20 protein-coding genes are annotated in these 24,354 nt (G+C 57.3%); 15 read left to right on the top strand and 5 right to left on the bottom strand.

Annotated elements, in window-relative coordinates; all coding sequences use genetic code 11:
- The first annotated feature begins 67 nt into the window (after positions 1-67).
- On the top strand, positions 68-571 hold the full coding sequence (locus BTHE68_RS31570; RefSeq protein WP_162070215.1) for a nuclear transport factor 2 family protein: 504 nt from the start codon (positions 68-70) through the stop codon (positions 569-571).
- Positions 572-687: 116 nt separating this feature from the next.
- Positions 688-1,824, top strand: a complete 1,137-nt coding sequence (locus tag BTHE68_RS31565; RefSeq protein WP_162070214.1) for an alkene reductase — start codon at positions 688-690, stop codon at positions 1,822-1,824.
- Positions 1,825-1,953: 129 nt separating this feature from the next.
- Here BTHE68_RS31565 and BTHE68_RS31560 read toward each other — a convergent pair whose 3' ends face one another.
- Entirely contained in the window at positions 1,954-3,135 is a 1,182-nt protein-coding gene (locus BTHE68_RS31560; protein ID WP_162070213.1) for an MFS transporter, read from the bottom strand.
- A gap of 330 nt (positions 3,136-3,465) precedes the next feature.
- On the opposite strand from BTHE68_RS31560, the gene BTHE68_RS31555 reads away from it, so the two are divergent.
- From BTHE68_RS31555 to BTHE68_RS31540, 4 genes are all read left to right on the top strand, one after another.
- Positions 3,466-4,554, top strand: coding sequence for a substrate-binding domain-containing protein (locus BTHE68_RS31555; RefSeq protein ID WP_162070212.1), 1,089 nt, complete (start codon positions 3,466-3,468; stop codon positions 4,552-4,554).
- A 159-nt stretch (positions 4,555-4,713) separates the two neighbouring features.
- Positions 4,714-6,351, top strand: a complete 1,638-nt coding sequence (locus tag BTHE68_RS31550) for a GMC family oxidoreductase (protein ID WP_162070211.1) — start codon at positions 4,714-4,716, stop codon at positions 6,349-6,351.
- Positions 6,352-6,433: 82 nt separating this feature from the next.
- On the top strand, positions 6,434-7,945 hold the full coding sequence (locus tag BTHE68_RS31545; protein ID WP_162070210.1) for an aldehyde dehydrogenase family protein: 1,512 nt from the start codon (positions 6,434-6,436) through the stop codon (positions 7,943-7,945).
- Between the two features lie 110 nt (positions 7,946-8,055).
- A complete protein-coding gene (locus tag BTHE68_RS31540; RefSeq protein ID WP_162070209.1) occupies positions 8,056-8,814 on the top strand; it encodes an SDR family NAD(P)-dependent oxidoreductase in 759 nt (252 codons plus the stop codon).
- Positions 8,815-8,948: 134 nt separating this feature from the next.
- Here the strand turns inward: BTHE68_RS31540 and BTHE68_RS31535 are convergent, their stop codons facing one another.
- Positions 8,949-9,899, bottom strand: a complete 951-nt coding sequence (locus BTHE68_RS31535) for a helix-turn-helix domain-containing protein (protein WP_162070208.1) — start codon at positions 9,897-9,899, stop codon at positions 8,949-8,951.
- A 599-nt stretch (positions 9,900-10,498) separates the two neighbouring features.
- On the opposite strand from BTHE68_RS31535, the gene BTHE68_RS31530 reads away from it, so the two are divergent.
- The 6 genes from BTHE68_RS31530 (at position 10,499) to BTHE68_RS31505 (ending at position 18,672) form a co-directional block, all read left to right on the top strand.
- Positions 10,499-11,005 (top strand): nuclear transport factor 2 family protein, encoded by a 507-nt coding sequence (locus BTHE68_RS31530; protein ID WP_162070207.1) that lies wholly within the window; start codon positions 10,499-10,501, stop codon positions 11,003-11,005.
- A gap of 127 nt (positions 11,006-11,132) precedes the next feature.
- Complete coding sequence (locus tag BTHE68_RS31525; protein ID WP_162070206.1) at positions 11,133-12,254, top strand: alkene reductase; 1,122 nt, start codon at positions 11,133-11,135, stop codon at positions 12,252-12,254.
- Positions 12,255-12,361: 107 nt separating this feature from the next.
- On the top strand, positions 12,362-14,836 hold the full coding sequence (locus tag BTHE68_RS31520) for an ATP-binding cassette domain-containing protein (RefSeq protein ID WP_174258135.1): 2,475 nt from the start codon (positions 12,362-12,364) through the stop codon (positions 14,834-14,836).
- Positions 14,837-15,000: 164 nt separating this feature from the next.
- On the top strand, positions 15,001-15,861 hold the full coding sequence (locus tag BTHE68_RS31515) for an ABC transporter permease (protein WP_232078305.1): 861 nt from the start codon (positions 15,001-15,003) through the stop codon (positions 15,859-15,861).
- Between the two features lie 164 nt (positions 15,862-16,025).
- A complete protein-coding gene (locus tag BTHE68_RS31510) occupies positions 16,026-17,078 on the top strand; it encodes a porin (protein WP_232078302.1) in 1,053 nt (350 codons plus the stop codon).
- A 250-nt stretch (positions 17,079-17,328) separates the two neighbouring features.
- Positions 17,329-18,672, top strand: a complete 1,344-nt coding sequence (locus BTHE68_RS31505) for an MFS transporter (protein ID WP_162070203.1) — start codon at positions 17,329-17,331, stop codon at positions 18,670-18,672.
- A gap of 83 nt (positions 18,673-18,755) precedes the next feature.
- Here BTHE68_RS31505 and BTHE68_RS31500 read toward each other — a convergent pair whose 3' ends face one another.
- Together BTHE68_RS31500 and BTHE68_RS31495 are read right to left on the bottom strand one after the other, a co-directional pair.
- The gene (locus BTHE68_RS31500; RefSeq protein WP_162070202.1) at positions 18,756-18,986 is read right to left on the bottom strand and encodes a DUF4148 domain-containing protein; all 231 of its coding nucleotides are present in this window, start codon (positions 18,984-18,986) and stop codon (positions 18,756-18,758) included.
- Between the two features lie 143 nt (positions 18,987-19,129).
- Positions 19,130-19,768 (bottom strand): EthD domain-containing protein, encoded by a 639-nt coding sequence (locus tag BTHE68_RS31495; RefSeq protein ID WP_232078343.1) that lies wholly within the window; start codon positions 19,766-19,768, stop codon positions 19,130-19,132.
- Between the two features lie 275 nt (positions 19,769-20,043).
- Here BTHE68_RS31495 and BTHE68_RS31490 point away from each other — a divergent pair, with 275 nt between their 5' ends.
- From BTHE68_RS31490 to BTHE68_RS31480, 3 genes are all read left to right on the top strand, one after another.
- A complete protein-coding gene (locus BTHE68_RS31490; RefSeq protein WP_162070935.1) occupies positions 20,044-21,804 on the top strand; it encodes an FAD-dependent oxidoreductase in 1,761 nt (586 codons plus the stop codon).
- A gap of 96 nt (positions 21,805-21,900) precedes the next feature.
- Positions 21,901-22,683, top strand: a complete 783-nt coding sequence (locus BTHE68_RS31485; RefSeq protein ID WP_162070200.1) for an IclR family transcriptional regulator — start codon at positions 21,901-21,903, stop codon at positions 22,681-22,683.
- A 281-nt stretch (positions 22,684-22,964) separates the two neighbouring features.
- Complete coding sequence (locus BTHE68_RS31480) at positions 22,965-23,324, top strand: BON domain-containing protein (protein WP_174258154.1); 360 nt, start codon at positions 22,965-22,967, stop codon at positions 23,322-23,324.
- A gap of 64 nt (positions 23,325-23,388) precedes the next feature.
- Here BTHE68_RS31480 and BTHE68_RS31475 read toward each other — a convergent pair whose 3' ends face one another.
- A complete protein-coding gene (locus BTHE68_RS31475) occupies positions 23,389-24,165 on the bottom strand; it encodes an SDR family NAD(P)-dependent oxidoreductase (RefSeq protein ID WP_162070199.1) in 777 nt (258 codons plus the stop codon).
- Between the last annotated feature and the right edge of the window lie 189 nt (positions 24,166-24,354).

Raw genomic sequence — 24,354 nt, 5'->3', positions numbered from 1 at the left:
TTCATATTAACAAGCAACCAACACGATTAGTACATCTATCGGAAATCCAACGTTGAAGGAGAGCATCATGAGTCAAGAGTTCAGTCTGGAAGAACGAGTCAAGCGCGTCGAAGACGTTGAAGCAATCAAGCAATTGAAAGCGACATATGCACGCCACCTTGACGATGGATACAACCCGGAAGGGATTGCATCCTTATTCACCGAGGACGGTCTCTGGGTCATTAAGGGTGTCGGCGGAGAAGCGAAAGGCAAGGCCGGTATCAAGCAGCATTGCCGCAATCTCAAGGAGGGCATCGCTTGGGGACAGCACAACATTTCGTCACCGATTGTCACTCTGAGTGCCGACGGCAAGAGGGCTGATGCGACGTTTTATCTCGTCTGCCTGTTGACGATGGCGTCTACGCCTCAGAAGCCCGAGGAGGAAGCGTTTGTTCTAGCGGGCAAGTACAGCGACAAACTCGTCAAGGTTGGCGAGCAATGGTTCTTCGAAGAAATCACGGGAACCATCGACCAGTCGTCGCCTTGGACGGATGGCTGGGTCAAGTCGCCCTTTGTCAAGGAATCCTGGTAAGGCGCCGGACGATTCAAGCGTCGCAAGAGCGGTGCTCAGGGACAGCTTCGTCATCTCTCTGAGCACCGACTGATTGCCAAACGCGTTTTTTTCAAAAACTATGAAGTGAGGTTCCAATGAGTAAATTGCTCGAAAGCTACGACATGAATGGGACGCGGTTGGCGAATCGCGTTCTCATGGCACCGATGACAAGGTCTCGAGCACGTGACACCGTACCGGATGCCAGCACCGCGCTCTATTATCGCCAACGCGCGAGTGCGGGTCTGATAGTGACTGAAGGCTCGCAGATTTCAGTGGAAGGAACGGGTTACCTCTTCACCCCGGGGATTCATACGCCCGAGCAGATAAAGGGATGGCAGGCGGTCACCAAAGGTGTACATGAGGAGGGCGGCAAGATTTTCATTCAAATCTGGCACGTCGGCCGAATCTCGCACGTCAGCTTGCAGGAAAACGGGGCTCTTCCCGTTTCGTCGGTCGGCGCCCCCGCCGAGGGCTACACCTGTTTCGGCTACGATGAAAAAGGGCAGCCGGGACCTGTGCCCGTTAGCACGCCGCGAGCGATGACCAAAGAGGACATTGCGCGCGTCACGTCGGACTTCGTCTCTGCGGCGAAGAATTCGATGGAAGCGGGGTTCGATGGAATCGAAATTCATGCGGCCAACGGGTATCTCTTCGAACAGTTCATCAGTGCAAGTTGCAACACCCGGACCGATGAATACGGCGGTAGCACCATGAATCGCTTGCGCTTCGTCCTTGACGCAGTTGACGCGATGTCTGAGGCTATCGGCAGCAATCGGGTCGGCATAAGGTTGGCGCCATACGGTCGTCTTCACGACATGCACAGCTTTGACGACGAGGAGAATACTTGGCTCACTTTGGCGGAAAAGCTCAGCGAGCGAAACCTCGCATATGTCCACCTCAGCGACCAGGAGTCGCTGTGCAACATTGACCCAACTGTGGCTGCCATTCCGAGAGACTTTATCAGGAAGTTCCGTAGCGCTTACAAGGGCACGTTGGTCATTGCAGGTTCGCTAACCCAAGAGACCGCAGAAGAGCTCGTAGCTTCCGGAGTTACCGACTTGGCTGGTTTCGGGCGCCCCTTCATCTCGAATCCGGACCTTGTCGAGCGTTTCAAGAACAAGTGGCCGCTCACACCGTTTGACCATTCCACCTTCTACGGCGGAGGAGACGAGGGATACATTGATTACCTCGGCTATGAACAGACATCGGAAAGGGTGCTGCAAGAGAATTGAGTTTGGCTACTCATTGACGTTGAAGTCGGATGATGAACTCATCCGACTTTTTTCGTCCCCGAAAGCGCAGCATATTAGTCCCTCCAGCCAAGTTGACATGCGGTAGCCGGACGCTTTGACGCAGCGCACCTACGTTCGGACGAGCCTGGTAGTCTGCCTGGTTATTAGGGCAGAAAACGTAAATGCCAGCACGAGAAGGCCGCAGCCGGAGATGATAAAAACCGGTCGAGCCGAGAACCGGTCGACGAACCATGAGGCGCAAAGCACGCCGAGGGATTGCCCAAAGAAGAGGCAACACGAAAAAAGCGAGACGGCGGTGCCTCGTGCGGAGGGGGCCATTTGGGTCGCATGAGTCTGGAGCGTGTTATGCAGGGCGTAGAATCCGAAGCCCGCTAGTGCACAGGCTGGCAAGGTCCAATGCCACCCATCGACTAACGCCAGAGCACCATAGGACAGAGCGAGGCATGCCCCTCCTAGTTTGGCTAGCGAGCTTTCCCCGAGACGATGCACCAACTGACGTGCCCATTTACTATATAGAAGTCCACCAAGGCCGTAGAGCGCGACAATCCCACCGGCTTCCGCCATGGGCGTGTTAAACGCAGAGTGCAAAAAGCTGGGTATGAACGAGAGTGCGCTGAAGGCGAGAGCACCCTCGACGAAGGTAACGAAGAGAACCGTACGCGCCCATGGAATCGACAGCACTTCCGTCGCACGGCGTCCGGAACTCTTCTTGGCGTCGGACTTTGGCCTTGACCTTTCGTTTCGGTCACACAGGACTAATGTCCCTGCGAGCAGCGAGATTGCTCCCAAGAGCCCAAACGAGAAGCGCCAACTGAACGTCTGAGCCAGTATGGCGCCGAGCCATTGTCCTGCAATCATGCCGAAGACGGTCGCCCCGAGCAGCTTTGCGAGCACTTCTTGACGTCGTTCATAAGGCACGGTGTCGCCAATCCACGCCATCGTCAACGGCACAATGCCAGCCGCAGCCGCGCCTGAGATTATCCGAGCGGCGAGTAGCTGGTCTATCCCTAATGCGAAGGCTGCTGCGACATTTCCCACCGTACAGGCGAGTGTGGCGAGGGAGACCACTTTCACCTTGCCAAATCGGTCGCCGAGTGGACCGAAAAACAGCTGCATCATGCCGTAGGCCAACGCGAACGAAGAAATTGTCTGCGCAGCGCTTCCGGTGCTTATCCCAAACTCCGTCTGCAGCGATGGAAGCAACGAATCGCACACTCTCATCGTGGCCATGCTCGTGAAACAGCAGGTACCGAGGAGCCAGAGCATCTTTTTCGACAGCAGGTCATCCATACGCGCGTATTCCTCCTACCGTCGCAATTCAAAACATCAGGTGAAACGAAGACGGCGGTCGTCAACCTGCAGTAGTTTAGAATTCTACATCTACAAATGCTATTGCTTATGTTTAAGTTCGTCGGGGTCAACCCTTGGTTTGTGCTGTCAGGTTGCCGTCGAAATCCGCCAGTCCTACGGCTCGGGATATGCATATTTCTTGGCGCGCAGAGGCCATCGAATATGTCGTGCTGAGTCGCGAAGCTCCGCGTCTCCTTTCATATATTGGCTGCAAGTCTGTTGAAGACAGCTTCAATCAAGGACTTCGACCCAATAAGAGATGAGGAGACGATGAAAAATATCTGTCTGTATTCCGCGCAACTGCTTGCGGTAGGTGTTCTCGCCGCGTCTGCTTCCATCCCGGCCATGTCGGCCGAATCGGCCTTGGTGACGAATCAGAGCGATATCAGTTCTATGTGTGGCACGAAGCCGATGGTGGTGGGCCTGTCGGACGGTTTCGGTGGTGTCACGTGGCGAAAGACGGCAGCCGCTGAACTGAAGGACGAGGTGAGCCGGTGTAAGAACTTCAAGAAGTTCATGTACACCAATGCGAACGGCGACCAACAAAAAGCGAACTCGGACATCAACAGCATGGTTGCGCAAGGCGTGAACGTGCTGGTTGTGTTTCCGGACTTCGGCGCTGCGCAAATCCCTGCGATGCGGGCGGCGACGAAAGCAGGCGTGACGGTCGTACCTTATCTCGCCAAGATTTCCGGTAATCCAGGAAAGGATTACGCAGCCAACGTCACGGAAGACGTGTATCGCATGGGACAGGTTTGGGCCGACTGGTACGGTGCGAATCTGAAAAAGGGCAATGTCGTTTTTCTCGGTGGTGCGCCGGGGGCGATGTCCTCACAAATCTTCCTTGATGGTTTCAAGACCCAGCTCGCGAAGTACCCAGAACTGAAGCTCCTCGACAACAATTTCATTGTCACGAACTGGAACCCCGTCGACGCGCAGAAGGCTGTTTCCGGTCTGATTGCGAAGTATCCAAAGATTGATGGTGTTGCGACCGACTACGGCGTGACCGCGCTTGCCACCGTCAAGGCGTTTGAACAGGCGCACCTGCCGGTTCCAGCCATTGCGACCAATGCAAGTAACAACGAGTTGAACTGCAAGTACCTCGACATGAAGAAGGCCGGCAAGGCGTTCCCATACTTCTCGCTCGATGGAACAACCTCGGTCATCCGGTTCGCAGGCCGTCGCGGCGTCGCCGACTTCCAAGGAACGAAGAACAACGAGCCGCTGGCGGCATTTCCAGTCCCGTATGCCGACAGCGCGAAAGGCATGGACCCGAAATGTGACTCCAACGCACCGCCTGATGCTGACTTCTCGTCCGCGCTCTCGGCCGAGAAACTCAAGGCGGTATTTCAGCAGTAATCCAATTCGAGCGAATTCAGGGCTGAGCCGAACTCGTTTGCTGCGCTCGGTGCTGTTCGCTTCTTCTGACAGTTCGGTTCTACGTGTTCCGAATGTACGAAACATCGCGAGTTTGAATCACTACGACCGAGCTCGCGATTCGAAAAACTGGAGGCAAGCATGACTGACTACATCATCATCGGAGCGGGCTCCGCTGGCGCCGTTTTGGCGCATCGATTGAGCGCGGACCCCAGCGTCAATGTCACCCTGCTCGAAGCGGGCGGCTGGGACAAGAGCCCCTTCATTCACATGCCGGCAGGCTATTTCCGGCTGATGCAGACGGGGCAGTTGGATTGGGGTTATCACACGGTTGCTCAGAAGCACATGAACAACCGGGAAATGTTCATTCCACGCGCCCGAAGCATCGGTGGCTGTACGACGGTCAACGGCATGATTTACACGCGTGGTGACCACACCGACTACGACCATTGGCGCGACCTCGGAAACGAGGGCTGGAGCTACGACGACATTCTCCCGTACTTCAAGAAATCCGAGACTTGGTCAGGAGGAGAGACTGAAGTCCACGGTGGCAGCGGTCCTCTGAAAACTAGCCGATTTGGTATCCACAATCCGATTGCCCTTGCTTTTATCGAGGCAGGTAAGCAGGCTGGGTATAAGTACAACGACGATTTGAACGGCGGCAACCAAGAGGGCTTCGGTCCTTGTGACAGCACGCTTGCCGATGGCGTTCGCTCGAGCGTGGGGCGTTGCTATATCGCGCCCGTTCGCGACCGGAAGAACCTGACGGTCATTACAGATGCGATGGCTTCTCGAATTCTCTTCGACGGCGACCGTTCAGTAGGTATCGAATATGTCGCGGGGAGGAAATCAAAGAAGGTGTACGCCTCGCAGGAGGTCATTTTGTGCGGTGGCGCTTTCAATTCGCCGCACCTTCTGCAGATTTCTGGTGTTGGAGACCCAGAGCATCTTCAATCGATTGGCGTGCAAGCGGTTCACAAGCTCCCGGGAGTCGGGAAGAATCTCCAAGACCATGTGGGCTGCGGCCTGAAGCAACGAATCACTCAACCGTTGTCGCTGCTCAAGCACCTGAACATCCTGAATTCCGCATCGGCGGTCGCCAAGTACATGGCCACCAAGACGGGTCCGGCTTCCTATCATGGCGTTGAGGCGCTCGCTTTCGTGAAGACCCGTTCCGACGCCATCGCTCCGGACATTCAGTTCCATCTGAACATGGTGATGTATGAAGACCATGGCCGCAAAATCTTCCACGAAGAAGGCGTGATGCCTTACTTCAACATCTCGCGTCCCCAGAGTCGCGGGACGGTGTTGGCCCGGTCTTCTGACCCGACGGCGCTGCCGGAAATCGACCCGAACTTCTTTTCCGTGCCGGACGACATCCGTGTAATGCGCGATGGTTTGCGTATTGCGCGCGAATTGATGGCGCAGAAGGCTTTCGACCCGTATCGCGGCGAGGAATTCGGACCGGGTAAGGAGGTTACGTCGGATGCGGACCTGGACGAATACCTCAAGAACAAGAGCGAGAGCGTGTATCACCCCGTGGGGACTTGCAAGATGGGTCACGACGATGAAGCAGTGGTTGACGCGCGCTTGCGAGTGCGTGGCCTTCGTGGCTTGCGCGTGGTCGACGCATCTATCATGCCGACACTCACGAGCGGTAACACGAACGCTCCGACCATCATGATTGCGGAGAAAGCCGCTGACATGATTCTTTACGACGCGACGGCAGGCAGTGCCGTCAGCCGCTCTGACCACCAGGTAGAGCAACTCGGAATCTAAGGCAGCGTCAAGGCGGCTCGGCGCACTGCCGGAAGCCGTCTTGATTCGTATTGCGCTTCAACCAATGTCACAGGGAAGAGTAATGACTTCTTCAATCGCAGCTTTTGATACCTCGTCCAGTCTCTCTGAAGCCACAAAGCGTTTCTTGGGACGGAAACATCGTCTATTTATCGGCGGAGAATGGGTCACAGCTTCGTCTGGCGCTACTCGTGACGTCGTCGACCCGGCCACGGGCGCCGCGATTTCGACGATGGCCAACGGCGACGCAAAAGACGTGGACCTTGCGGTCAAGGCGGCACGCGAGGCGTTTGAGAACGGTCCGTGGCGCTCGATGTCGAGCAGCGACCGAGCGAAAATCATTTGGAAGATTGGCGCACTCATCGACGAGCACGCGGAAGAATTGGCTCAGCTCGAAGTGCTCGACGAAGGCTCGCCTTACAACGTGGTGAAGAACTTCTACGTGCGCCTAGGTGCGGAGCATTTCCGATACTACTCGGGCTGGGCGACCAAAATCACCGGCACCACAATCCCGGTCAACATGCCGGGTGAATGGCACGCATACACAGTTCGCGAGCCAATCGGTGTTGTTGGTCAAATCATTCCGTGGAACGTGCCGCTGCTGATGGCAGCATGGAAGTTGGCGCCGGCTCTTGCTGCGGGTTGCACCATCGTGCTCAAGCCGGCCGAGGACACGCCTCTGACCGCGCTGCGCATCGCAGAGCTCTGCCAAGAGGCCGGGCTGCCGCCGGGCGTGCTCAACGTCGTAACCGGTGACGGCACGGCGGGTGCCGCGCTGGTCGAGCATCCAGACGTCGACAAGGTCGCGTTCACTGGGAGCACGGACACGGGCAAGGCGATTGTACGTGCCTCTGCAGGCAATCTGAAGCGCGTCACGCTTGAACTTGGTGGCAAGAGTCCGGTCTTCGTTTTCCCTGACGCGGACCTCAAGCGTGCCATTCCGGGTGTCGCGGAGGCAGTGCTGCTCAACACCGGACAGGCATGCACGGCTGGCTCGCGCCTCTACATTCACGAGGATATCTACGACAAGGTGGTGGCAGGGGTGTCCGAGTACGCCGAGTCGCTCAAACTTGGCCATGGCCTAGACCCCGACACAAACCTCGGACCCCTCATCTCTGACCGTCAGCTCTCGCGCGTATCGAGATTACTGCAAGCTGGTATCGATGAAGGTGCAAAGGTTTATTCCGGCGGCGGAAAGCTCGAAAGCAGCGGTTTCTTCATCCGTCCCACCGTGCTGACAGACGTCAAGCCGGGCATGACCGTTTATCAACAAGAAATCTTCGGGCCAGTTATCTCGGCAATGAAGATGGACAGCGACAATCTGGACGCGCTTGTGCGCGAGGCCAATAACACGACCTACGGCCTTGCAGCGAGCGTTTGGACGCAGGACGTCAGCTTGGCCCACAAGTTGGCCTCCCGAATTCGTGCCGGCGTGGTTTGGGTCAACAACCACAACCAGACGGACGCTGCACTTCCTTTCGGTGGCTTCAAGCAGTCGGGATGGGGACGAGAGATGGGCTTGAACGGAATTGAGGCTTACACCGAGCTGAAGTCCGTCGGCGTCTACCTCGGCTAACAGTGACATGCTGCACTCCTCTGATGCTTGGCGCATCGCGTCTCAATGCGTATGGCTTCGGAGGAGGTTACACCCCTAAATGTGGTCAACTATGAATGGAGACTCGGAGCATGGAGGGTTTGCGCAACAAGACGATTGTTATCACGGGCGGCGCTGGAGGCATCGGCCTTGCCACTGTACGGTGTTTGGCAGACTCGGGCAGCCGAGTGGTCATGGCGGACCTGGTCTCCAGCGATGGCGAGCGGTTGGCAGCGCAGGTGGACGCTGGTCGCGGGCTGGTTCATTTCATGCCTATCGACGTGACGAGTGCAGAGTCGTTGTCGCAGGTTGCGGAGGACGTGGTGCGCCGCTTTGGAGGTGTTGACGGCGTGGTGGCCAACGCGGGCATCGCTGTCATGTCAGAGGCCCTTGCCTATACGGAAGCGTCGTGGCGCCAGACAATGTCCATCAACCTCGACGGCGCGTTCTTCACCGCGCAATCGTTCGCGCGTCACATGCGGGAGCGCGGGGGTAGCATCGTCCTAATTTCCTCCATCGCGGCTCGCACGGTTGTGCGCCCCGAGAAGTGCGCAGCGTATGGAGCTACGAAAGCCGCGGTTGAACATCTTGCCGCCTTGCTTGGCGTTGAATGGGCCAGTGATGGGATTCGTGTGAATGCCGTTGGTCCGGGCCGTACTGAAACCCCGATGATTGAACGTATCGCGAACGAAGCACCAGAGATGGTCGCAAGGTGGATGGAGCAGGTGCCTATTGGTCGTCTTATCAGACCTGAGGAAGTGGCGAACGCGGTGGCCTTTTTTCTTTCGGATTTGTCCAGCGGCTGCAACGGCACGACATTGATGGTCGACGGCGGCTACGACAAAACCTGAGGTCGAGCCACTATGCTTGTTGGGTGCCGTACTCCTGCGGCACTTTTAAGGCATCCATAGCCGCATGGATGCCTTTTTTTAGTTTGCCAGTACCGGTGACTACACTCCTCACACGACACCCAACTGCGTATGCGTTACGCGGCTCTTCGTTTCACAAGCGTGTTCGGCGCTATGCCATACGTTTTCTTGAACGCGCGGCTGAAGTGAGAAAAGTCGCTGAAACCGCATGCGATTGCGACGTCTGCAATATGTTGGGAACGACCCTCAGTCAGGGATGCGTGGCTCGCCTCCAATCGCTTTTGCCACAGCCAACGCGCGGCAGTCGTTCCATGCGCAGCAAAGATGCGATTGAGCGTGCGTCGCGATACGCCTATCGCCTTTGACACTTGTTCGACGTCTAGCTCCGAGTCACCGAGATTCGCTTCGATGTAGTTCTTCGCGCGCTGCAACACGTCTCCGTGCCGCTCGAGCGCACCTTTGGCGCCATTGAACTCTGTTTCAACGGAGGCCGCAAAGATGTCGATGACCGAGGCGGCGAGCTTCGATGCAGCACATGGTTGAAGCTCTGCGTCGATGTCGGCAGCGCCGCGGATGACGGCACCCGCCAACGCTCCCATTGTGGATTGACCGTTCAGTGCGATGGCGGTCAAGCGCTCAGCGTCGGATAGCCGGCAGAGCATCTGCTTGCGCGGAATCTTGAGCAAGATAATCCGGTAGTCGGACGAAAAGCTGTATTTGAACGCCCGAGCCGTGTCGTACAGAACGATGTCGCCGACATTTTGTACTGTCTGGCGGCCACTTTGCTCAAGTGACGCCGTGCCCTGCATTAGTAGGCTTGCGAGGAACTCATCGCTCGGAGTGCGGCTGAGGTCGCTCGACGTTCTTACGTAGTCCAGCCCTGGGGCCGCAATGTCGCCAACCCCAATGTTTCCGAGCGGTTTCTGAGTGACTCGCGCGCGAAAAAGGTGTTGACCCTCTCGGTAGGAAGGGAGGTCGACGTGACAGTAGAGGCGACAGATGACGTCGTGATAGTAAGCCAGCCTCTCGCGGGCCATCACAGCTGATGTGTCGAACTGTTCAATCATAACGTGGCGAAAGGATGAAAGTCGGTCAGGGCGGGGCGCGGGAGTGGCGCAACTTGTACATATACAAAGTAAATTGAAATTATTGAATTTGAAATGCGAACAAACCCGCACCCATTTTCAGTCTGAAACCAGCGCTTAAAACTGCAACCCCGCCCTGCATGGGGCGCGATACGCATTCGAAGGGGTGGCACCTGCGAGGACTGTAGGTTGCCGCCACGCGCCTCCGCGACCTTACAAAGAGTTGTTCGCCGTGGCGCGTTCGGTCCAGTAAATCTGTCGTGCAGAGTCGCGAAGGGCAAAGGCCGGTCTCTTATATTCGTCGAAAAGAGAGACGACGCACTGCGGGGTCCGCTCCGGGAGACGAAGCGTCCCGTGGCACCAGTCTCAAGGTCGTCCTGCACGGCATGCGCGGGCCGCCTCTCGAGGGACGGAAATGGCGCCCTGCGCATCCCGAACAGATTGGGCACGCTGAATAATCCATCGGTTGAATGGGACACCCAGACAACTCGCCGTTCCATGATGGAAGCAAGTGGGAAGAGTGTGTATTCCTAATTAGAAAAGTGTTTTCATTCACGAGAATTTGTCTTAAGGAGACGCGCATGGAAGGCTCACGATTCACGCAAGAACAACGCCTTACTCGGCTCGAAGACATCGAGGCCATCAAGTATTTGAAGGCGCAATACGCCGAGCATCTCGACAACGGATACGACCCCGAGGGCGTAGCGTCGCTCTTCGTGGATGACGGTCTCTGGCTCATCAAAGGAGTGGGCGGGGAGGCAAAGGGGAAGGAGGCCATCAAGCAACACTGTCGCAATCTCTCCGCCAATATTACTTGGGCTTTGCACAACATTGTCTCGCCGGCAGTCGACGTTGACCCTGACGGCAAACATGCAACCGCAACGTTCTACCTCGTCTGCTTTGTTTCGATGGCTCCTAGCGAGCAGTCTCCGCAGGGCGAAGCGGTTTTCATTGCGGGCAAGTACAAGGACAAGCTGGTCAAGGTTGACGGTAAGTGGTACTTCGAGGAAATCACCGGCGTCGTTCAGCAGTCTTCACCTTGGACCGACGGCTGGGTGAAGAACCCTTTTATCAAAGAAAGCTGGTGATTGATTGACCGAGTCAAGGCGAAAGCCATGTGACGCAGGGTAGTAGGCGCGGAACAGGCGCCGAGACCATGTCGACCCGCACTGTGGAGCGGTCGGCATATTCGACAGACGCAATAGAGGAAAAGTTATGAGCCCACTACTTGAAAGCTACACGATGGGTGGTATTGAGCTGGCAAACCGGGTGGTAATGGCGCCGATGACGCGTTGCCGGGCGAAAACAACAATCCCTGATGCGCAGACCGAACTGTACTACCGGCAGCGGGCCGGCGCTGGACTGGTTATCAGCGAAGGAACTCAAATTTCGGCAGAGGGTACGGGCTACCTTTATACACCTGGCATCTACACGACTGAGCAAATTCGTGGCTGGGCGCAGGTGACCAAGGCCGTTCACGAGGAGGGCGGAAAGATGTTCGCTCAACTCTGGCATGTTGGCCGGATGTCGCACATCAGCCTGCAGGAGGGACGTCCTCCCGTGTCGTCCGTAGCCGTCGCTGCGCAGAACAGCAACTGTTATGCGTATGACGTGAACGGTGAGCCCGGTCCCGTACCGGCGAGCCAGCCACGTGCTCTCGCAACCGAGGAGGTGGCGCGGATTACGGCCGACTTCGTTACGGCCGGCGAGCAAGCCATCAAGGCAGGATTTGATGGAATCGAGATTCACGGTGCAAACGGATACATCTTTGACCAATTCGCCAATGGCGCCTTGAACACGCGCACCGACCAATATGGCGGAAGCACGACGAATCGACTTCGGTTCACGCTTGAGACGGTGGATGCCCTCGCATCGAAGATTGGCAGTAGCCGGGTCGGCATCCGACTATCGCCGTTCGGAAGGCTGTACGACATGCAGCCTTTCGATGACGAGGAGAATACCTGGTTGACGCTCGCACGAGAACTGAGCACCCGCAACCTCGCGTACGTGCATCTTAGCGACCAAACGGCGTTCACAAGCCTAGGAATTAGCCGAGAGTTTCTGGGCAGCTTTCGCGAAGCATACACCGGCACTCTCATCTTGACCGGCGCCCTCGACCAGGACGCGGGTGAGGAACTGATTGAGCTTGGGTTGACGGACCTTGCAGGTTACGGGCGTCCTTTCGTGTCAAACCCGGACCTCGTCGAGCGTTTCCGCTACGGATGGCCGCTGAGTCCCATCGACATGCCGACTCTATATACGGGTGGTGAGAAGGGGTACGCAGATTACCCCTCCTACACGGAGCAAGTTGAATCTACGTCCGTCGAGTCGAATTGACGGCGCGAACATAGCGACCCTTCCGCGGCAGATTTCGAGAAAGACTGGACGCCGGGCGAGTAAGTCAGCGGTCGCTCCAGTTCATCTAGGAAGGGCAGGAGACAATTATGGAACGAAAGATTGCGTTGCAGGTGGACCACATAACGAAGGTCTTTCCTGGTGTAAAAGCGCTCGATGATGTGACCTTCGAAGTCGCCGTCGGTGAAGTGCACGGTCTCGTTGGCGAGAACGGTGCGGGCAAGTCGACCCTCATGGCGGTCGCGTCCGGCGCACTCGTGCCGGAGCAAGGTCGTGTTGTCATCAATGGCGTCGAAACCGTGGGTGACACGGAAAAGGCGCGTGCTCTCGGACTGGCCATCGTGCGTCAAGAGCCGGCACTCATGCCCGACCTGACGGTTGCAGAGAATCTCTATCTTGGAGTTTCCGAAGTCGAGCGACCCTCCTTAATGCGCGCCGCTTCATGGGCGCAGTGCCTGCTTGAACAGTGGAGCGATGATGTCGCCATCGACGCCTCCGAGCGAGTCGTTAGCCTCAATCCCGAGCAGCGATTCATCGTGGAAATCGTCAAAGCTTTGGCAACGAAGCCGAAGGTCCTCGTGCTGGACGAGCCGACTGAGCATTTGCTGGCCGAGGATGTCGAGCGACTCTTCCAGCGCATCCGAAAGGTCACGTCTGGTGGCTGCGCGGTCGTGTACATCTCGCACCGGATTCGAGAGGTGCAGCAAATCGCGGATAGATTGACGGTCCTTCGCGATGGGCAGGGCCAAGGAACCTACGACGCCTCGAACCTCACTGAACAACAGATTGTTGAACTCATCGTTGGAGGAGCGCTCGACCGCGAATTTCCGCCGAAGGCCGCTGCCGGACGGGTCAATATCGTGCTCGATGTTGCTGAGCTGAGGGGTCACGGGTTCTCCGATGTGTCTCTGCAAGTCAAGAAGGGAGAGATTGTCGGTTTGGCAGGAATTGACGGTAACGGTCAGCGGGAATTCATGCGCGCTCTTGCGGGACTCAACCGTTGCAAAGGCGATGTCACCGTCAATGGCAAGAGCGCCTCTCTGCGTCAATCGCAGGCAGCGACACGCAGCGACATTCGCTACCTTCCCGGCGACCGCCATCGCGAAGGTATCTTCGGCGACCTTTCGGTTCGCGAAAATTTCTCTGTCCGTAGCCTGTCCTTCGATACGGTGCGCGGCCTTGTTCGTCCAAAGAGCGAGAGACGTCGTGCGCAGGACGCTGTCACGAGTTTCGCTGTCAAAACTCCGACTATCGAAACACCAATCCGCTCGCTCTCGGGTGGCAATCAGCAAAAACTGGTTCTTGCTAGCGTGCTCGCGAGTAAGCCGAAGGTGCTACTCGTTGACGAACCCACTCAAGGCGTCGACATCGGCGCCCGGATGGAAATCTATAAGGTTCTTCGGCAGGCAGCAGCCGCAGGAACCGCCGTTATCGTGGTGTCGTCGGATGCACAGGAGGTTGCGGGGTTATGCGACCGAGTCTTGATTTTCTCGCGCGGTCACATCGTCAAGGAACTTCGCGCCGACGAAGTAAGCGAGAACAACATCACCTCCGCGGTCCTAACGGCAACAACAGAGCGCGAGCGCGGTTCAGCGAGCGTTTCACCGTTCTGGAAATGGGCGGCGGGCGACTGGGCACCTCTGGTCATGCTCGCACTTGTAATCTGTGCGCTGGGCCTATATGCGGCACAGGTCAACGACAGTTATCTTTCGGCGCGCAACCTCAGTGGGATGCTCGCATTGGTCGCCACGCTTGCCATCGTGTCATACGGGCAACAGGCCCTGATGCTAGTAGGCGGCATTGACCTTTCCGTCGGTCCGCTGATGGGCTTGATGGTCGTCATCCAGTCGTTCTTCCTGAACGACGGCGCGACCTTTGGTCATCAGTTCGCGGGCTGGGTGATTGTTTTCGCTGTCGCGCTGGCGGTCGGTGTTCTCAATTGGCTGCTTGTGGACCCGTTCCGCTTGCATCCGATGGTGGCGACGCTCGCGACCTACATGGCTCTTCAAGCGGTGTCGCTGCTGCTTCGACCCATTCCAGGCGGACTCATCTCTGACTCCGTCGTCGACGGCATCGGTCTTCAGCTTGGTTTCGTTCCGATTATGGCAATCGCCGCTGCAATCGTTGCCGTTGCGTTGGAATTCGGCCTCTTCCGAACGAAGCTTGGTTTGTCTTTCCGAGGTGTCGGTTCGCGGGCCGAAGCGGCGAGAATGGCGGGCGTGCGGCCGCACCTCACCTTGCTGAGCGCGTATGTCGGCTGTTCCTTGCTTGCTGGCGTCGCCGCTGTACCAATGATGGCGCAAGTCGGCTCTGGCGACCCGAGCGCGGGAGTCAACTACACGCTCGCAAGCGTCGCCGCCGTCGTGATTGGCGGTGCGAGCCTCTTTGGCGGACGAGGTTCCTTCGTGGGAGCTCTCCTTGGGGCGCTGCTCATCACGCAGGTGAACGTCGTGACCTCGTTCCTTGACCTCGGCGATTCCTGGCAATCGTATTTGCTCGGCGGGATGATTCTCGCGTCGGTGGCCCTTTATTCGAAGAGCAGAGAAATGGCGGTGGCGAAATGAGACAAGTACCGACACGAAATCAAGCGGAAGCAGTTCAGCGTCTCCCTCGCACGGCGAGCCCGCTGCCGAGCCCCCGGAAACTGCCGGCAGTAGGGGAGTTTTCCTGGATTTGGATTGGTCTGGTTCTTCTGTTCGCGATAAGCGCGCTTGTCGCTCCCGGAACCATGACCCGCGGGTCAATCCTTGCGATGCTTCCGTTCGCCGGCATCCTGGCGATTGTTGCGACGGGACAGACGCTGGTCATCCAACAGCGGGGCCTCGACATGTCGGCGGTGGGTATGGTTTCCCTCGCGGGCGTCCTGATGGCAAGAACGGGCTTCGGATTCGATTCGATGTTTCTTGCGGCGGTCTTTACAGTCGTTGTAGGTGCACTTGTCGGCATGGTTAACGGTGCACTTGTGTCGCGGGTAGCAATCACTCCGCTCGTCGCCACTCTCGCAGTGAACGCGTTGCTGATTGGTGTCGTGCGTTCGCTGACTGGGAACGTGCCTGTCAACGTTCCTCCAATCATGCAAACCATTTCGCACGCTCAGTACCTTGGACTCCCCGCGAACGTCCTGTTTGCGGTTGTCTTTGTGGTCGTGGCGTGGGTTATTACGCGAAAGACGTCGATTGGCAGGCGCTTTGTTGCAGTCGGGGTAAATCCGCGCGCAGCGGAAGCCGCGGGAGTCCGGGTCCTCAAGTATCAGATTGGCGCGTATGTCGCGTCTGCGATGTGCTTTTCGGCTGCCGGGATGCTACTTGCGGGTTTCATTGGAAGCGCTTCAGCGTCCTCGGGCAACGACTACCTCATGCCGGCAATCGCCGCCGTCGTCGTCGGAGGAACACCATTTACGGGCGGCAAGGGCAGCGTTGTCGCCAGTGCGGTTGCGGCGCTCTTCATGGCGCAACTTGGACAGATGGTGCTTGCACTTGGTGCTGGGACGTCTGTTCAGTTACTCGTCCAGGCTTGCGCGATTCTTCTTGCGACAACAGTTCGCTATCTGCCTTCCGCTCTGAAAACGCTTCGCAGCATGAAGCGGTAGCAGGGCAAGAGTGGATTTCCCCATATTGGCCAACGCCGATATGGGGTGCTTCAGCAACTCGTTGGTGTAGTTCAAGCACGTTGCATCGACCCCGTAAGAGGGCGGAACGCAATATCGGAGACTTTTTTCAAAACGGTAAGGATTACGAAATGATACGAAAAATCATGCTGGCGACTGCCTTTCTCGGCGCTGCCTGTGGCGCGAATGCTCAGAGCACGGTCACTCTTTACGGCCGTATCGCGTCGGGGCTCGACTTTGTGACGAACGTCGCGACGGCAGATGGCCAGTCGAAGAACAATTACCGTTTTGGCAGCAACCAATACGGCATCAGTTGGTGGGGACTGAAGGGCGACGAAGACTTAGGCGGCGGGTATCACGCGGTCTTCAATCTGGAGAGCATGTTTACGGCGGGCACTGGTTCGCTTCCGGATTCTAGTTTGTTCAACCGGTATGCCTACGTCGGCGTTGCCAACGAGAAGTACGGTTCGTTGTGGGCCGGGCGCGTCATGAGCCTCACTGACGAAACCGGTTACTACCTCGACCCGTTCGGCGAACAGGCTACCGGCATCGCGAACTTCGCAAAGGGGAGAGCGTGGGGCTCCCGCGCTAACACCCTGACCTACAACTCACCGAAGCTAGCAGGCTTCTCTTTCCGTGTGCAGAACGGCTTTGGGAATGAAGCCGGTAACTTCAGGGGTGCCCGTCAATTTAGCGTCAGCGCCAACTATTCGCTCAACGGATTCAACGGGTACGGCGTCTATGAAGAGATTCGCGACGCGAATGGCAAGTTTTCGAGCCTCTACAGCGCCTCGCGAGAGTACATGATAGGTGCCACTTACCAGCTGAGCGCACTGAAGTTCTACACCGGTTACCAGCAGCTGGTCTCCTCAGGGCAAGACACGGTCACAGATGCGACGAACCCATTCGGAGCGACCCGAAATCAGCAGGAGTGGTTCGGTGCCACATACCAAGTTAATGCGGCGCTCGCTTTCCAAGCCGCCTGGTTCCACGGAAACGTCAATCACGGTGGTGGCGGGGGCAATTTGGGGGTGATTGGAACGACTTATAACTTGTCCAAGCGGACCTTCGTCTATGCAACTTTCGGGGCGATGTTCAATGGCGGTAACGCCAACTTTCCGGTCGAGACTGCCGATTCGCTGCCGCTGCCAGGTCATCACCAGCAGGGCGGTTACTTCGGCATGATGCACTACTTTTAAAATAGCCCGCAGTTGATGGTCAGGGTTAACCCGATATTCAAGATGGCGACTTCTACTCCGTGGGCTCAACGGCCGCGGAGTAGTAAAAACCCGCATTATATATATGCGAAGTTGTGCGTTAATATTTAATCAAGAAGCGCGAACTGACCTCGGTGCGGTTGCCTTCCAAACATGACGGAGGCCGGACCCAACCGGCAACGCCCTTCATCCGGGCGGCTCCGTTTGGAAAATCACTGGACTGGAGTCCCTGATGACAATCCCGACCTCGGCTCGAACGGTTTCCGCCTCGACGAGCCCCTCAGCGATAGACTCGGCAGATGACCGGCTTTTCCGCAAGGTGAGCCTGCGTATCATCCCATTCCTGTTCCTTTGCTACGTCGTAGCGATTCTGGACCGGAACAACATCGGTTTCGCGCAACTGCAGATGAAGCACGACCTGTCGTTGACAGACGCGATGTACAGCTTGGGCGCCGTGTTTTTCTTCTGCGGCTATGTCTTGTTTGAGGTCCCGAGCAACATGCTTTTGCATCGATTCGGAGCGAGGAAGACTTTCGCGCGAATCATGTTGCTGTGGGGTGGCGTGTCTGTCCTCATGGTTTTTGTTTCGAGCACGGCTCAGTTCTACATCCTGCGATTCCTGTTGGGTGTGTTCGAAGCGGGCTTCTTCCCTGGCATTGTCTTCTACCTCACCTTCTGGTTCCCGGCACGTCGTCGTGCAGGTGCCCTGTCAGTTTTCTATGCCGGTGTGGCCGTTGCGGGTGTGCTCGGCGGCCTCGTCTCGGGTTGGATTATGCGGGGAATGGACGGTGCTCTCGGCGTTCACGGCTGGCAATGGATGCTCGCGATTGAAGGCGCGCCGGCCGTCATCCTCGGCGTCGTCGCATTCTGCTATCTCAAGGACAATCCGGCTGCCGCTTCCTGGCTTTCGGCCGGCGAGAAGCGCCGTCTGGAGGACACGCTCGTAGCAGATGGCAAACCAAGCGAACACAGCCACTCTTTGTTGGCTGCCTTGGGCAACCCGTACGTCTATGTGTTCGCTTTTGTGTACTTCTGCCTGACCTCCGCCATTCTGCTGTTGCTGTTCTGGATGCCCACGATGATTAAGGATTTCGGGGTTCAGGACATCGTGCAAATCAGTTTGTACTCGGCTATCCCGAACGCTATCGGAGCGGTGGGCGTTATTATCATCGCGCGCAATTCGGACCGCCGCAATGAGCGAAAGTGGCATTTCGTTCTGTGTGCCATCGGCGCTGCAATCGCGTTCACGCTTCTCACGACGCACAACCTGTCGTTCAGCGTCTCGATGGGCCTTCTGACGGCTGCCGCAGTTCTGGTGTACGCGGCACACCCCATCTTCTGGTCGGTACCCGCTACGTTCTTCCGGGGCCCTAACGCGGCGACGAGTATTGCCCTGGTGAGCAGCATCGGCGTCTCGAGCGGAACGATTACGCCGTATCTCATTGGACTGATTAAGACTTACACGGGCAGCATGAGCAACGCGTTCTACTTCATCGCCGTGCTGTTAGTGTTTGCCTGCGCAGCCATGGCGTATGCGTTGCGGTTCGAGGGTAAGCAGCGCGCTGCAGCTCATTGATAGCAAGGAATCGATACGAAACGGGCGCCCACTTATGGTCGCCCGTTTTCGTCTGCGGTGCATCGCGTAACGCTATCGCTGCGTTACTCGCTGCGTGGATTGCCCTGGTTCTGTTGCGATTTGATTTTTCGCTCGGCTGCTTGAATGTTGTCGGGATAATGGACCCAGTCTTGCGGCGAATATCCGACACGATGTAGTGCTTCCAATTCCGCCTTGACTTCGCTTCTCGTGAGCGGTTTGGCCGGCTCCGCGGCGAAAGTAGCAAATGTGACTACAGTGGCTGTAAGAGCGGCAGCAAGTTTGAGCACTTTCATCAATAACTCCGTGAGAACAGTGCGCAAACTATAAAACGTCGTGAAGTCAGTATAAACCCTTATGCGACGAAATCACTGTTTGAGAGTCGTGAACAATCCCCTTCGCGGTGAGCCGACGAGCCGGCCCGCCGCTACAAGGTGCCTTATTTGATTACGAGCCGGTTAATTAGATACGCGGCAGCTCGCGTGGTCGTTTCCGACAGCGTACGAGGAAAAGCGCCGGTTGGTTCAAATGCCGTATGAGCTCGTGCGACGTCCTCGAACCAGAGTGAGACGAGCACCGTGGGCGGAACGGGCTCGGACCAGAGGCGCTCGCGCTTGGAGGTGCGGACGGTCCAGTTGAACGAGACTATGGCGTCCGATTTGCTATCGCGATTCGCTGACGTGATGGCATTCTCGAAGCTGGCCCGGGGCTGGTCGCCTGCCAAAGCAGCAGCCACTATGACCTTGACCCCACTTGGCTCCTGTTCCAAGTCGTGCTCAACAACGCACAGGCTCCATCCACGGAGGAAGTTCGGCTCGTCTTCAGGAATGTAGCGACTGCCTACCGGCGACGCCTGAGCAACGCTCATCAGGTCATCGCTTTCGAAGCAAAGCTCGACCACACCGTCAACGTTGAAGCATCCGGCGTCATCGGACTTCGACCACAGCGTCTTGTCGACCCGGTTTTGGGCGTAATTTGTGATTCCCTTCATGCAAAGGGCCAGCTGAGCATGACACCCAGACCAGTAGGCTCTGAAATCGCTTGTCGACGTCCCCTCTTTGCGTGACAGCAAAGTCATACGTTTAATCATCGCTCCTCCTGTAAAGCGGCTATGGGCTCCCGAAAGGGCGACAACGTGGGGCAGACAAGACATTTTGACTGTCGAAGCGCGTGAATTTCTCTGCTCTTCGCACTGCAAATCCTACGCTTGGGTCGTCACTTCTAGGGATTGTACCTACGCAAATAGATACGCGTATGTTTAATTATAGCGTATGATTTCCGTCATGGCCCAACTGATTTGGGATGACTTCGACGAGGCGCCATGAAGGGCTGCCTCGCTTTGGGAGACGGATGATGAAGCAGGAAACCGAATACAGCTGTGACGTGCTCGTGGTGGGCTCTGGATGCTCCGGAATGTCGGCCGCGATTACTGTCGCCTCGAGCGGACTAAAAGTGCTTGTTATCGAGAAGGAGCCTAAGTTCGGGGGCTCTACCGCGCGCTCAGGCGGGTGGCTGTGGATTCCAAATACCGCGCTTGCGAAGGTGCAGGGCATCCATGAGCCTGAGGGCGCAGCGCGTACGTATTTACAGCATGAAGCAGGCTCCAGCTTCGACGGCCCGCGGGTCGATGCATTTATCAAGAACGGACCGGAAGCTGTTGATTTCTTCACGTCGAAGACTGCTGTTCGATTTGATATGCCGCTCGTGTTCCCGGACTATCACGCTGAAGCGCCCGGCGGAACTCAGGGCGGACGCTCGATGGTGACGCGGCCGTTCGACGGCCGCGAGCTTGGCGCTGCGATAAAAGACCTGGCGCCGGCGCTTCCCGAATTGACGGTGTTCGGGATGATGCTGGGCTCCGGGAAGGAAATCGTTCACTTCATGCGAGTGACCAAGTCCATTAAGTCAGCGTGGTATGTCACGAAGCGGCTCTCGCGGCATTTCGCTGACGTCATGAAACACGGTCGAGGCATGACCTTGACCAACGGTAATGCCCTCGCTGGTCGACTCGCGAAGTCGCTCATGGACTTAAACGTTCCTTTGTGGCTCAACACGAAGGCACTCAGTCTCATCAACGAAAACGGCCGGGTGACGGGCGCGCTGCTGGACCGGGAGGGCTCGAAGGTGCGTATTGTTGCCCGCCGTGCAGTGGTCCTGGCAAGTGGCGGCTTCCCTTACGACCTTGAACGTCGTAAGAAGCTTTTCCCGCATGCGCCGACGGGTAACGAGCACTTCTCGCCTTCGCCCACCGGCAACACCGGCGACGGCTTGCGGATGGCCGAGGCCGTCGGCGGACAGGTAGCGGACACGCTGCCTAACGCCGCAGCATGGGTACCCGTTTCAACTTTGACGCGCAAAGATGGTTCGACCGGCATCATGCCGCACTTCATCGACCGTGCTAAGCCGGGCGTAATCTCGGTACTGCGTGACGGTCGCCGGTTCACGAATGAAGGCAACTCCTACCACGATTTCGTTCAAGCGCTCGTTAAGGCCTCGCCGAAGGGCGAGGAGATTACGGCTCATCTCATCTGTGACCACAAGACGCTTCGGACTTACGGCTTGGGAAGTGCAGCACCCTTCCCGATGCCCATCGGTCGTTACCTGAAAATCGGCTATCTGACTCGTGCTGCATCCATCGAGCAGCTGGCGGAAAAAATCGGCGTTAATGCGTTGAACCTGAGAGAAACCGTTCGAGGTTACAACTCTGAAGCTCGACTCGGCCGCGACCCGGTTTTCGGGAAGGGCAGCAAGGCTTACAACCGGTATCAAGGAGACGCACTTCATTCTCCGAATCCTTGTGTCGCTCCCATCGAAAAGGGACCGTTCTACGCACTGAAAATTCGCATCGGCGATATCGGCACATTCGCGGGCCTCAAGACGGACGACTCTTGCCATGTGCTCGACGAGAAAGGTGCACCAATCCAGGGGCTGTACGCTGTGGGGAACGATGCGTGCAGCATCATGGGCGGCAACTATCCCGGCGCCGGCATCACATTGGGACCAGCGTTGACGTTTGGGTACATCGCGGGCAAAGCCATCTCGACCGCCGAAACGAAAAACGATGAGGAAATCGTCGCCGCTTCGCCAGCAAAGTTTGCGGTGGTTTCGCAGTAAGCGTCGGACACAAGCTTTCTCCAAGGTGGGTATTTGCCGCGGCGCCGTCGTACGCTCCGCGGCTTTTTTACGGACGCAATCCGAGGAAGTTGTCACATGGTGAAGGTGCAGCGTGGTATCCATGCCATGGAAGTTGGCGGAGAGCTACTCAAGCAGTTGGCCGACGCAGGACAACCTCTCTCGATGGCAGCGCTAAGCGCGGCGTCCGATTTGCCTTTGAATCAGGTGTTCACGTACATGGTAAGTCTGGTACGAACCGGGCTAGCCAGAAGGGACCCCATGACTCACCGCTATGAGCCCGGGCCGCTGGCGCTGAAGCTTGGTTTGCACGGGCTAGCTCAGTTCTCACCGCTTCGCGAAACGTTTCGGCGAGCAAATGAATTGGCGAAGGCCGCCCACCACGGTGCGTTCATTGCAATCTGGACGGACCAAGGGCCGACGGTTATTCGCTATCAGTGTCCCGACTCGTACATGCATACGGGCTTGCACGTTGGTGCGGTCATGTCCGTGGCGCATAGCAGCACCGGGCGCTTGTTCGCAGCGTTACTCCCCCGGGAGCATGTGCAAGGCCTGTTGGACCGCGATGCTGCGAAGCGCGACGGGATTGCAAGCCTAGGCGAGGACGAGCACCTTGAGTACGTGCTGAACGATGTTCGTGAACGGCGCCTTTCCCGAACAATGGGCCTGCCGATTCCGGGCATCGACAGCATGAGTGCGCCAATATTCGGACCGGCAGGCAACGTCGTCTTAGCGGTAACCGTTTTTGGCCCGACCAATACAATAGACATCTCCCGGAACGGCGAGACTGCGCGCAGTCTGTTGTCACTAACCGAAGAATTGTCGGAGGCTAAGGCATTGAACGACGCCGGTGTCGCCTGAACGGATACCGGAAGTGTTCCGTCGGGGCGTGTTATCAAGTTATCGCGACCCCGGCCGATATGACTCGCTACTGACATGGCCTCCTCAAGCAACGTATTCTGGCGCACGGAGGCGAGCATGACTTCCAACGAACACCTACATTCTCCCTTGCTGGCGCCTGACACTGGCCGCAGATTCGCGGCCATGCGGCCGTGTAAGTGAGACCGCTGGCGAGCCAGTTCGTCGCCGGCGCGGCAGCTTCGGCCGCCGCTATTAGGAAGCGACCTTACAAATATTTGAGGATGGAGGACGGAGTGAGAACGAAAAGGACAGTTGCCGTATTGATTGCTTCACTCTTCGCCGCAGCGTCAATGGGGGCCTACGCGCAGGGCGGTTCAGGTAGTGCCTCTACAGTGCAAGGCAAGACCGCCACGAACAAAGCGGCGGACCGTGCTTTGCAAAAGCGAGTGAGAGCCGCTCTCGCCAAGGACAAGAATGTCACGGTGTCGAATATCACAGTGAGGGCGCGTGGAGGCGATGTCACGCTCCAAGGGAGCGTTCCTGCGCAGGACGAGTTGGAGCGAGCTGCAGAAGTCGCCAAGGGCGTACCGGGTGTGAATTCGGTTAATAATGCCCTGACAATTCGAACTCCCGGCCAGTAGCAGCACGAGTGTCTTGCAGAGCCACGCTTTGAGGAAGGGGCCGGTAGGGGCCCCTCAAAGGCACTTAAATCGCCAAGAAGCCGCCGTCGACGGCCAAGGTCACGCCCGTCACATATTTCGACATGTCGGACGCCAGGAAGACTGTCGGTCCGACCAAGTCTTCGGTCTGCCCAACCCGTCCCATCGGAATACGGGACATGAATGCGTCAAGGCGCTTGGGGTCCTCCCGGGTTGCAGCGGTCATGGGAGTCTCGATGACCCCCGGGGCGAGCGCGTTCACCCGAACACCTTGCGGCGCGAGCTCAGCTGCAAGCGACTGAGTGAACATCTTGATGGCGCCCTTGGACGGAGAGTAGCCGAGGCTCCCGCCCTGTCCTGCATAGGCGGCAATCGACGCAATGTTGATGATTACGCCCTTGCTCGTCTTGATTGCCGGCAAAAGCGCGTGAGTGACGTTGAACGTACCTTGCACGTTCACATCCATCACCTTCTTCCAATTTTTAGCCGCGCTTGGACTGGTGGAATTCTCGCGGATGATGATTCCAGCGTTGTTGACCAGCAGGCTCACGTCACCAATCTCCTCCTGGACGCGCGCTGCAAGGGCGTAAGCGGCTTCCGCATCGGTAACGTCAAGCGCATAAGCCCACGCCTTGCGGCCCTCTTCACGAATCAGCGAAGCCGTCTCCTCCACGTGCGCCAGGTTGATATCGCTGACGACGACGTCTGCGCCTGCTTTTGCCAGACCTACCGCCAGCGCACGTCCGTTTCCTTGGCCTGCGCCGGTAATGAACGCCAGTCGACCTTCAAGAAGCGGCGGAACGATTGAACGGTTGAGCGACATACCTTCTCCTTAGACGTTTGAGCGTGTTAGCGGGCGAGCCCGCAGTAGATTGGTGCGAGTATTACACATAAACATATTAAATCGCATAGGTGTAATCACTCGGGCCGCTCGTCCCTGAACGGTTTGGGCTGACAAGCTCGATGCAGCCCCCGATGTTGGCCCGCGCGCTTCCCTGCCAAGACGTACGTC

It is taken from the genome of Burkholderia sp. THE68 (genome assembly GCF_009938265.1).
Taxonomy (GTDB): domain Bacteria; phylum Pseudomonadota; class Gammaproteobacteria; order Burkholderiales; family Burkholderiaceae; genus Caballeronia.
The sequence above is the reverse complement of the archived record's forward strand: the minus strand, read 5'-3'. Positions and strand labels throughout refer to the sequence as shown.

What these genes read in the sequence shown, in the direction of transcription:
- BTHE68_RS31570 (WP_162070215.1), top strand. Translation starts at nt 68, where the DNA reads ATGAGTCAAGAGTTCAGTCTGGAAGAACGAGTCAAGCGCGTCGAAGAC.
- BTHE68_RS31565 (WP_162070214.1), top strand. Translation starts at nt 688, where the DNA reads ATGAGTAAATTGCTCGAAAGCTACGACATGAATGGGACGCGGTTGGCG.
- BTHE68_RS31560 (WP_162070213.1), bottom strand. Translation starts at nt 3,135, where the DNA reads ATGGATGACCTGCTGTCGAAAAAGATGCTCTGGCTCCTCGGTACCTGC.
- BTHE68_RS31555 (WP_162070212.1), top strand. Translation starts at nt 3,466, where the DNA reads ATGAAAAATATCTGTCTGTATTCCGCGCAACTGCTTGCGGTAGGTGTT.
- BTHE68_RS31550 (WP_162070211.1), top strand. Translation starts at nt 4,714, where the DNA reads ATGACTGACTACATCATCATCGGAGCGGGCTCCGCTGGCGCCGTTTTG.
- BTHE68_RS31545 (WP_162070210.1), top strand. Translation starts at nt 6,434, where the DNA reads ATGACTTCTTCAATCGCAGCTTTTGATACCTCGTCCAGTCTCTCTGAA.
- BTHE68_RS31540 (WP_162070209.1), top strand. Translation starts at nt 8,056, where the DNA reads ATGGAGGGTTTGCGCAACAAGACGATTGTTATCACGGGCGGCGCTGGA.
- BTHE68_RS31535 (WP_162070208.1), bottom strand. Translation starts at nt 9,899, where the DNA reads ATGATTGAACAGTTCGACACATCAGCTGTGATGGCCCGCGAGAGGCTG.
- BTHE68_RS31530 (WP_162070207.1), top strand. Translation starts at nt 10,499, where the DNA reads ATGGAAGGCTCACGATTCACGCAAGAACAACGCCTTACTCGGCTCGAA.
- BTHE68_RS31525 (WP_162070206.1), top strand. Translation starts at nt 11,133, where the DNA reads ATGAGCCCACTACTTGAAAGCTACACGATGGGTGGTATTGAGCTGGCA.
- BTHE68_RS31520 (WP_174258135.1), top strand. Translation starts at nt 12,362, where the DNA reads ATGGAACGAAAGATTGCGTTGCAGGTGGACCACATAACGAAGGTCTTT.
- BTHE68_RS31515 (WP_232078305.1), top strand. Translation starts at nt 15,001, where the DNA reads ATGACCCGCGGGTCAATCCTTGCGATGCTTCCGTTCGCCGGCATCCTG.
- BTHE68_RS31510 (WP_232078302.1), top strand. Translation starts at nt 16,026, where the DNA reads ATGCTGGCGACTGCCTTTCTCGGCGCTGCCTGTGGCGCGAATGCTCAG.
- BTHE68_RS31505 (WP_162070203.1), top strand. Translation starts at nt 17,329, where the DNA reads ATGACAATCCCGACCTCGGCTCGAACGGTTTCCGCCTCGACGAGCCCC.
- BTHE68_RS31500 (WP_162070202.1), bottom strand. Translation starts at nt 18,986, where the DNA reads ATGAAAGTGCTCAAACTTGCTGCCGCTCTTACAGCCACTGTAGTCACA.
- BTHE68_RS31495 (WP_232078343.1), bottom strand. Translation starts at nt 19,768, where the DNA reads ATGACTTTGCTGTCACGCAAAGAGGGGACGTCGACAAGCGATTTCAGA.
- BTHE68_RS31490 (WP_162070935.1), top strand. Translation starts at nt 20,044, where the DNA reads ATGAAGCAGGAAACCGAATACAGCTGTGACGTGCTCGTGGTGGGCTCT.
- BTHE68_RS31485 (WP_162070200.1), top strand. Translation starts at nt 21,901, where the DNA reads ATGGTGAAGGTGCAGCGTGGTATCCATGCCATGGAAGTTGGCGGAGAG.
- BTHE68_RS31480 (WP_174258154.1), top strand. Translation starts at nt 22,965, where the DNA reads ATGGAGGACGGAGTGAGAACGAAAAGGACAGTTGCCGTATTGATTGCT.
- BTHE68_RS31475 (WP_162070199.1), bottom strand. Translation starts at nt 24,165, where the DNA reads ATGTCGCTCAACCGTTCAATCGTTCCGCCGCTTCTTGAAGGTCGACTG.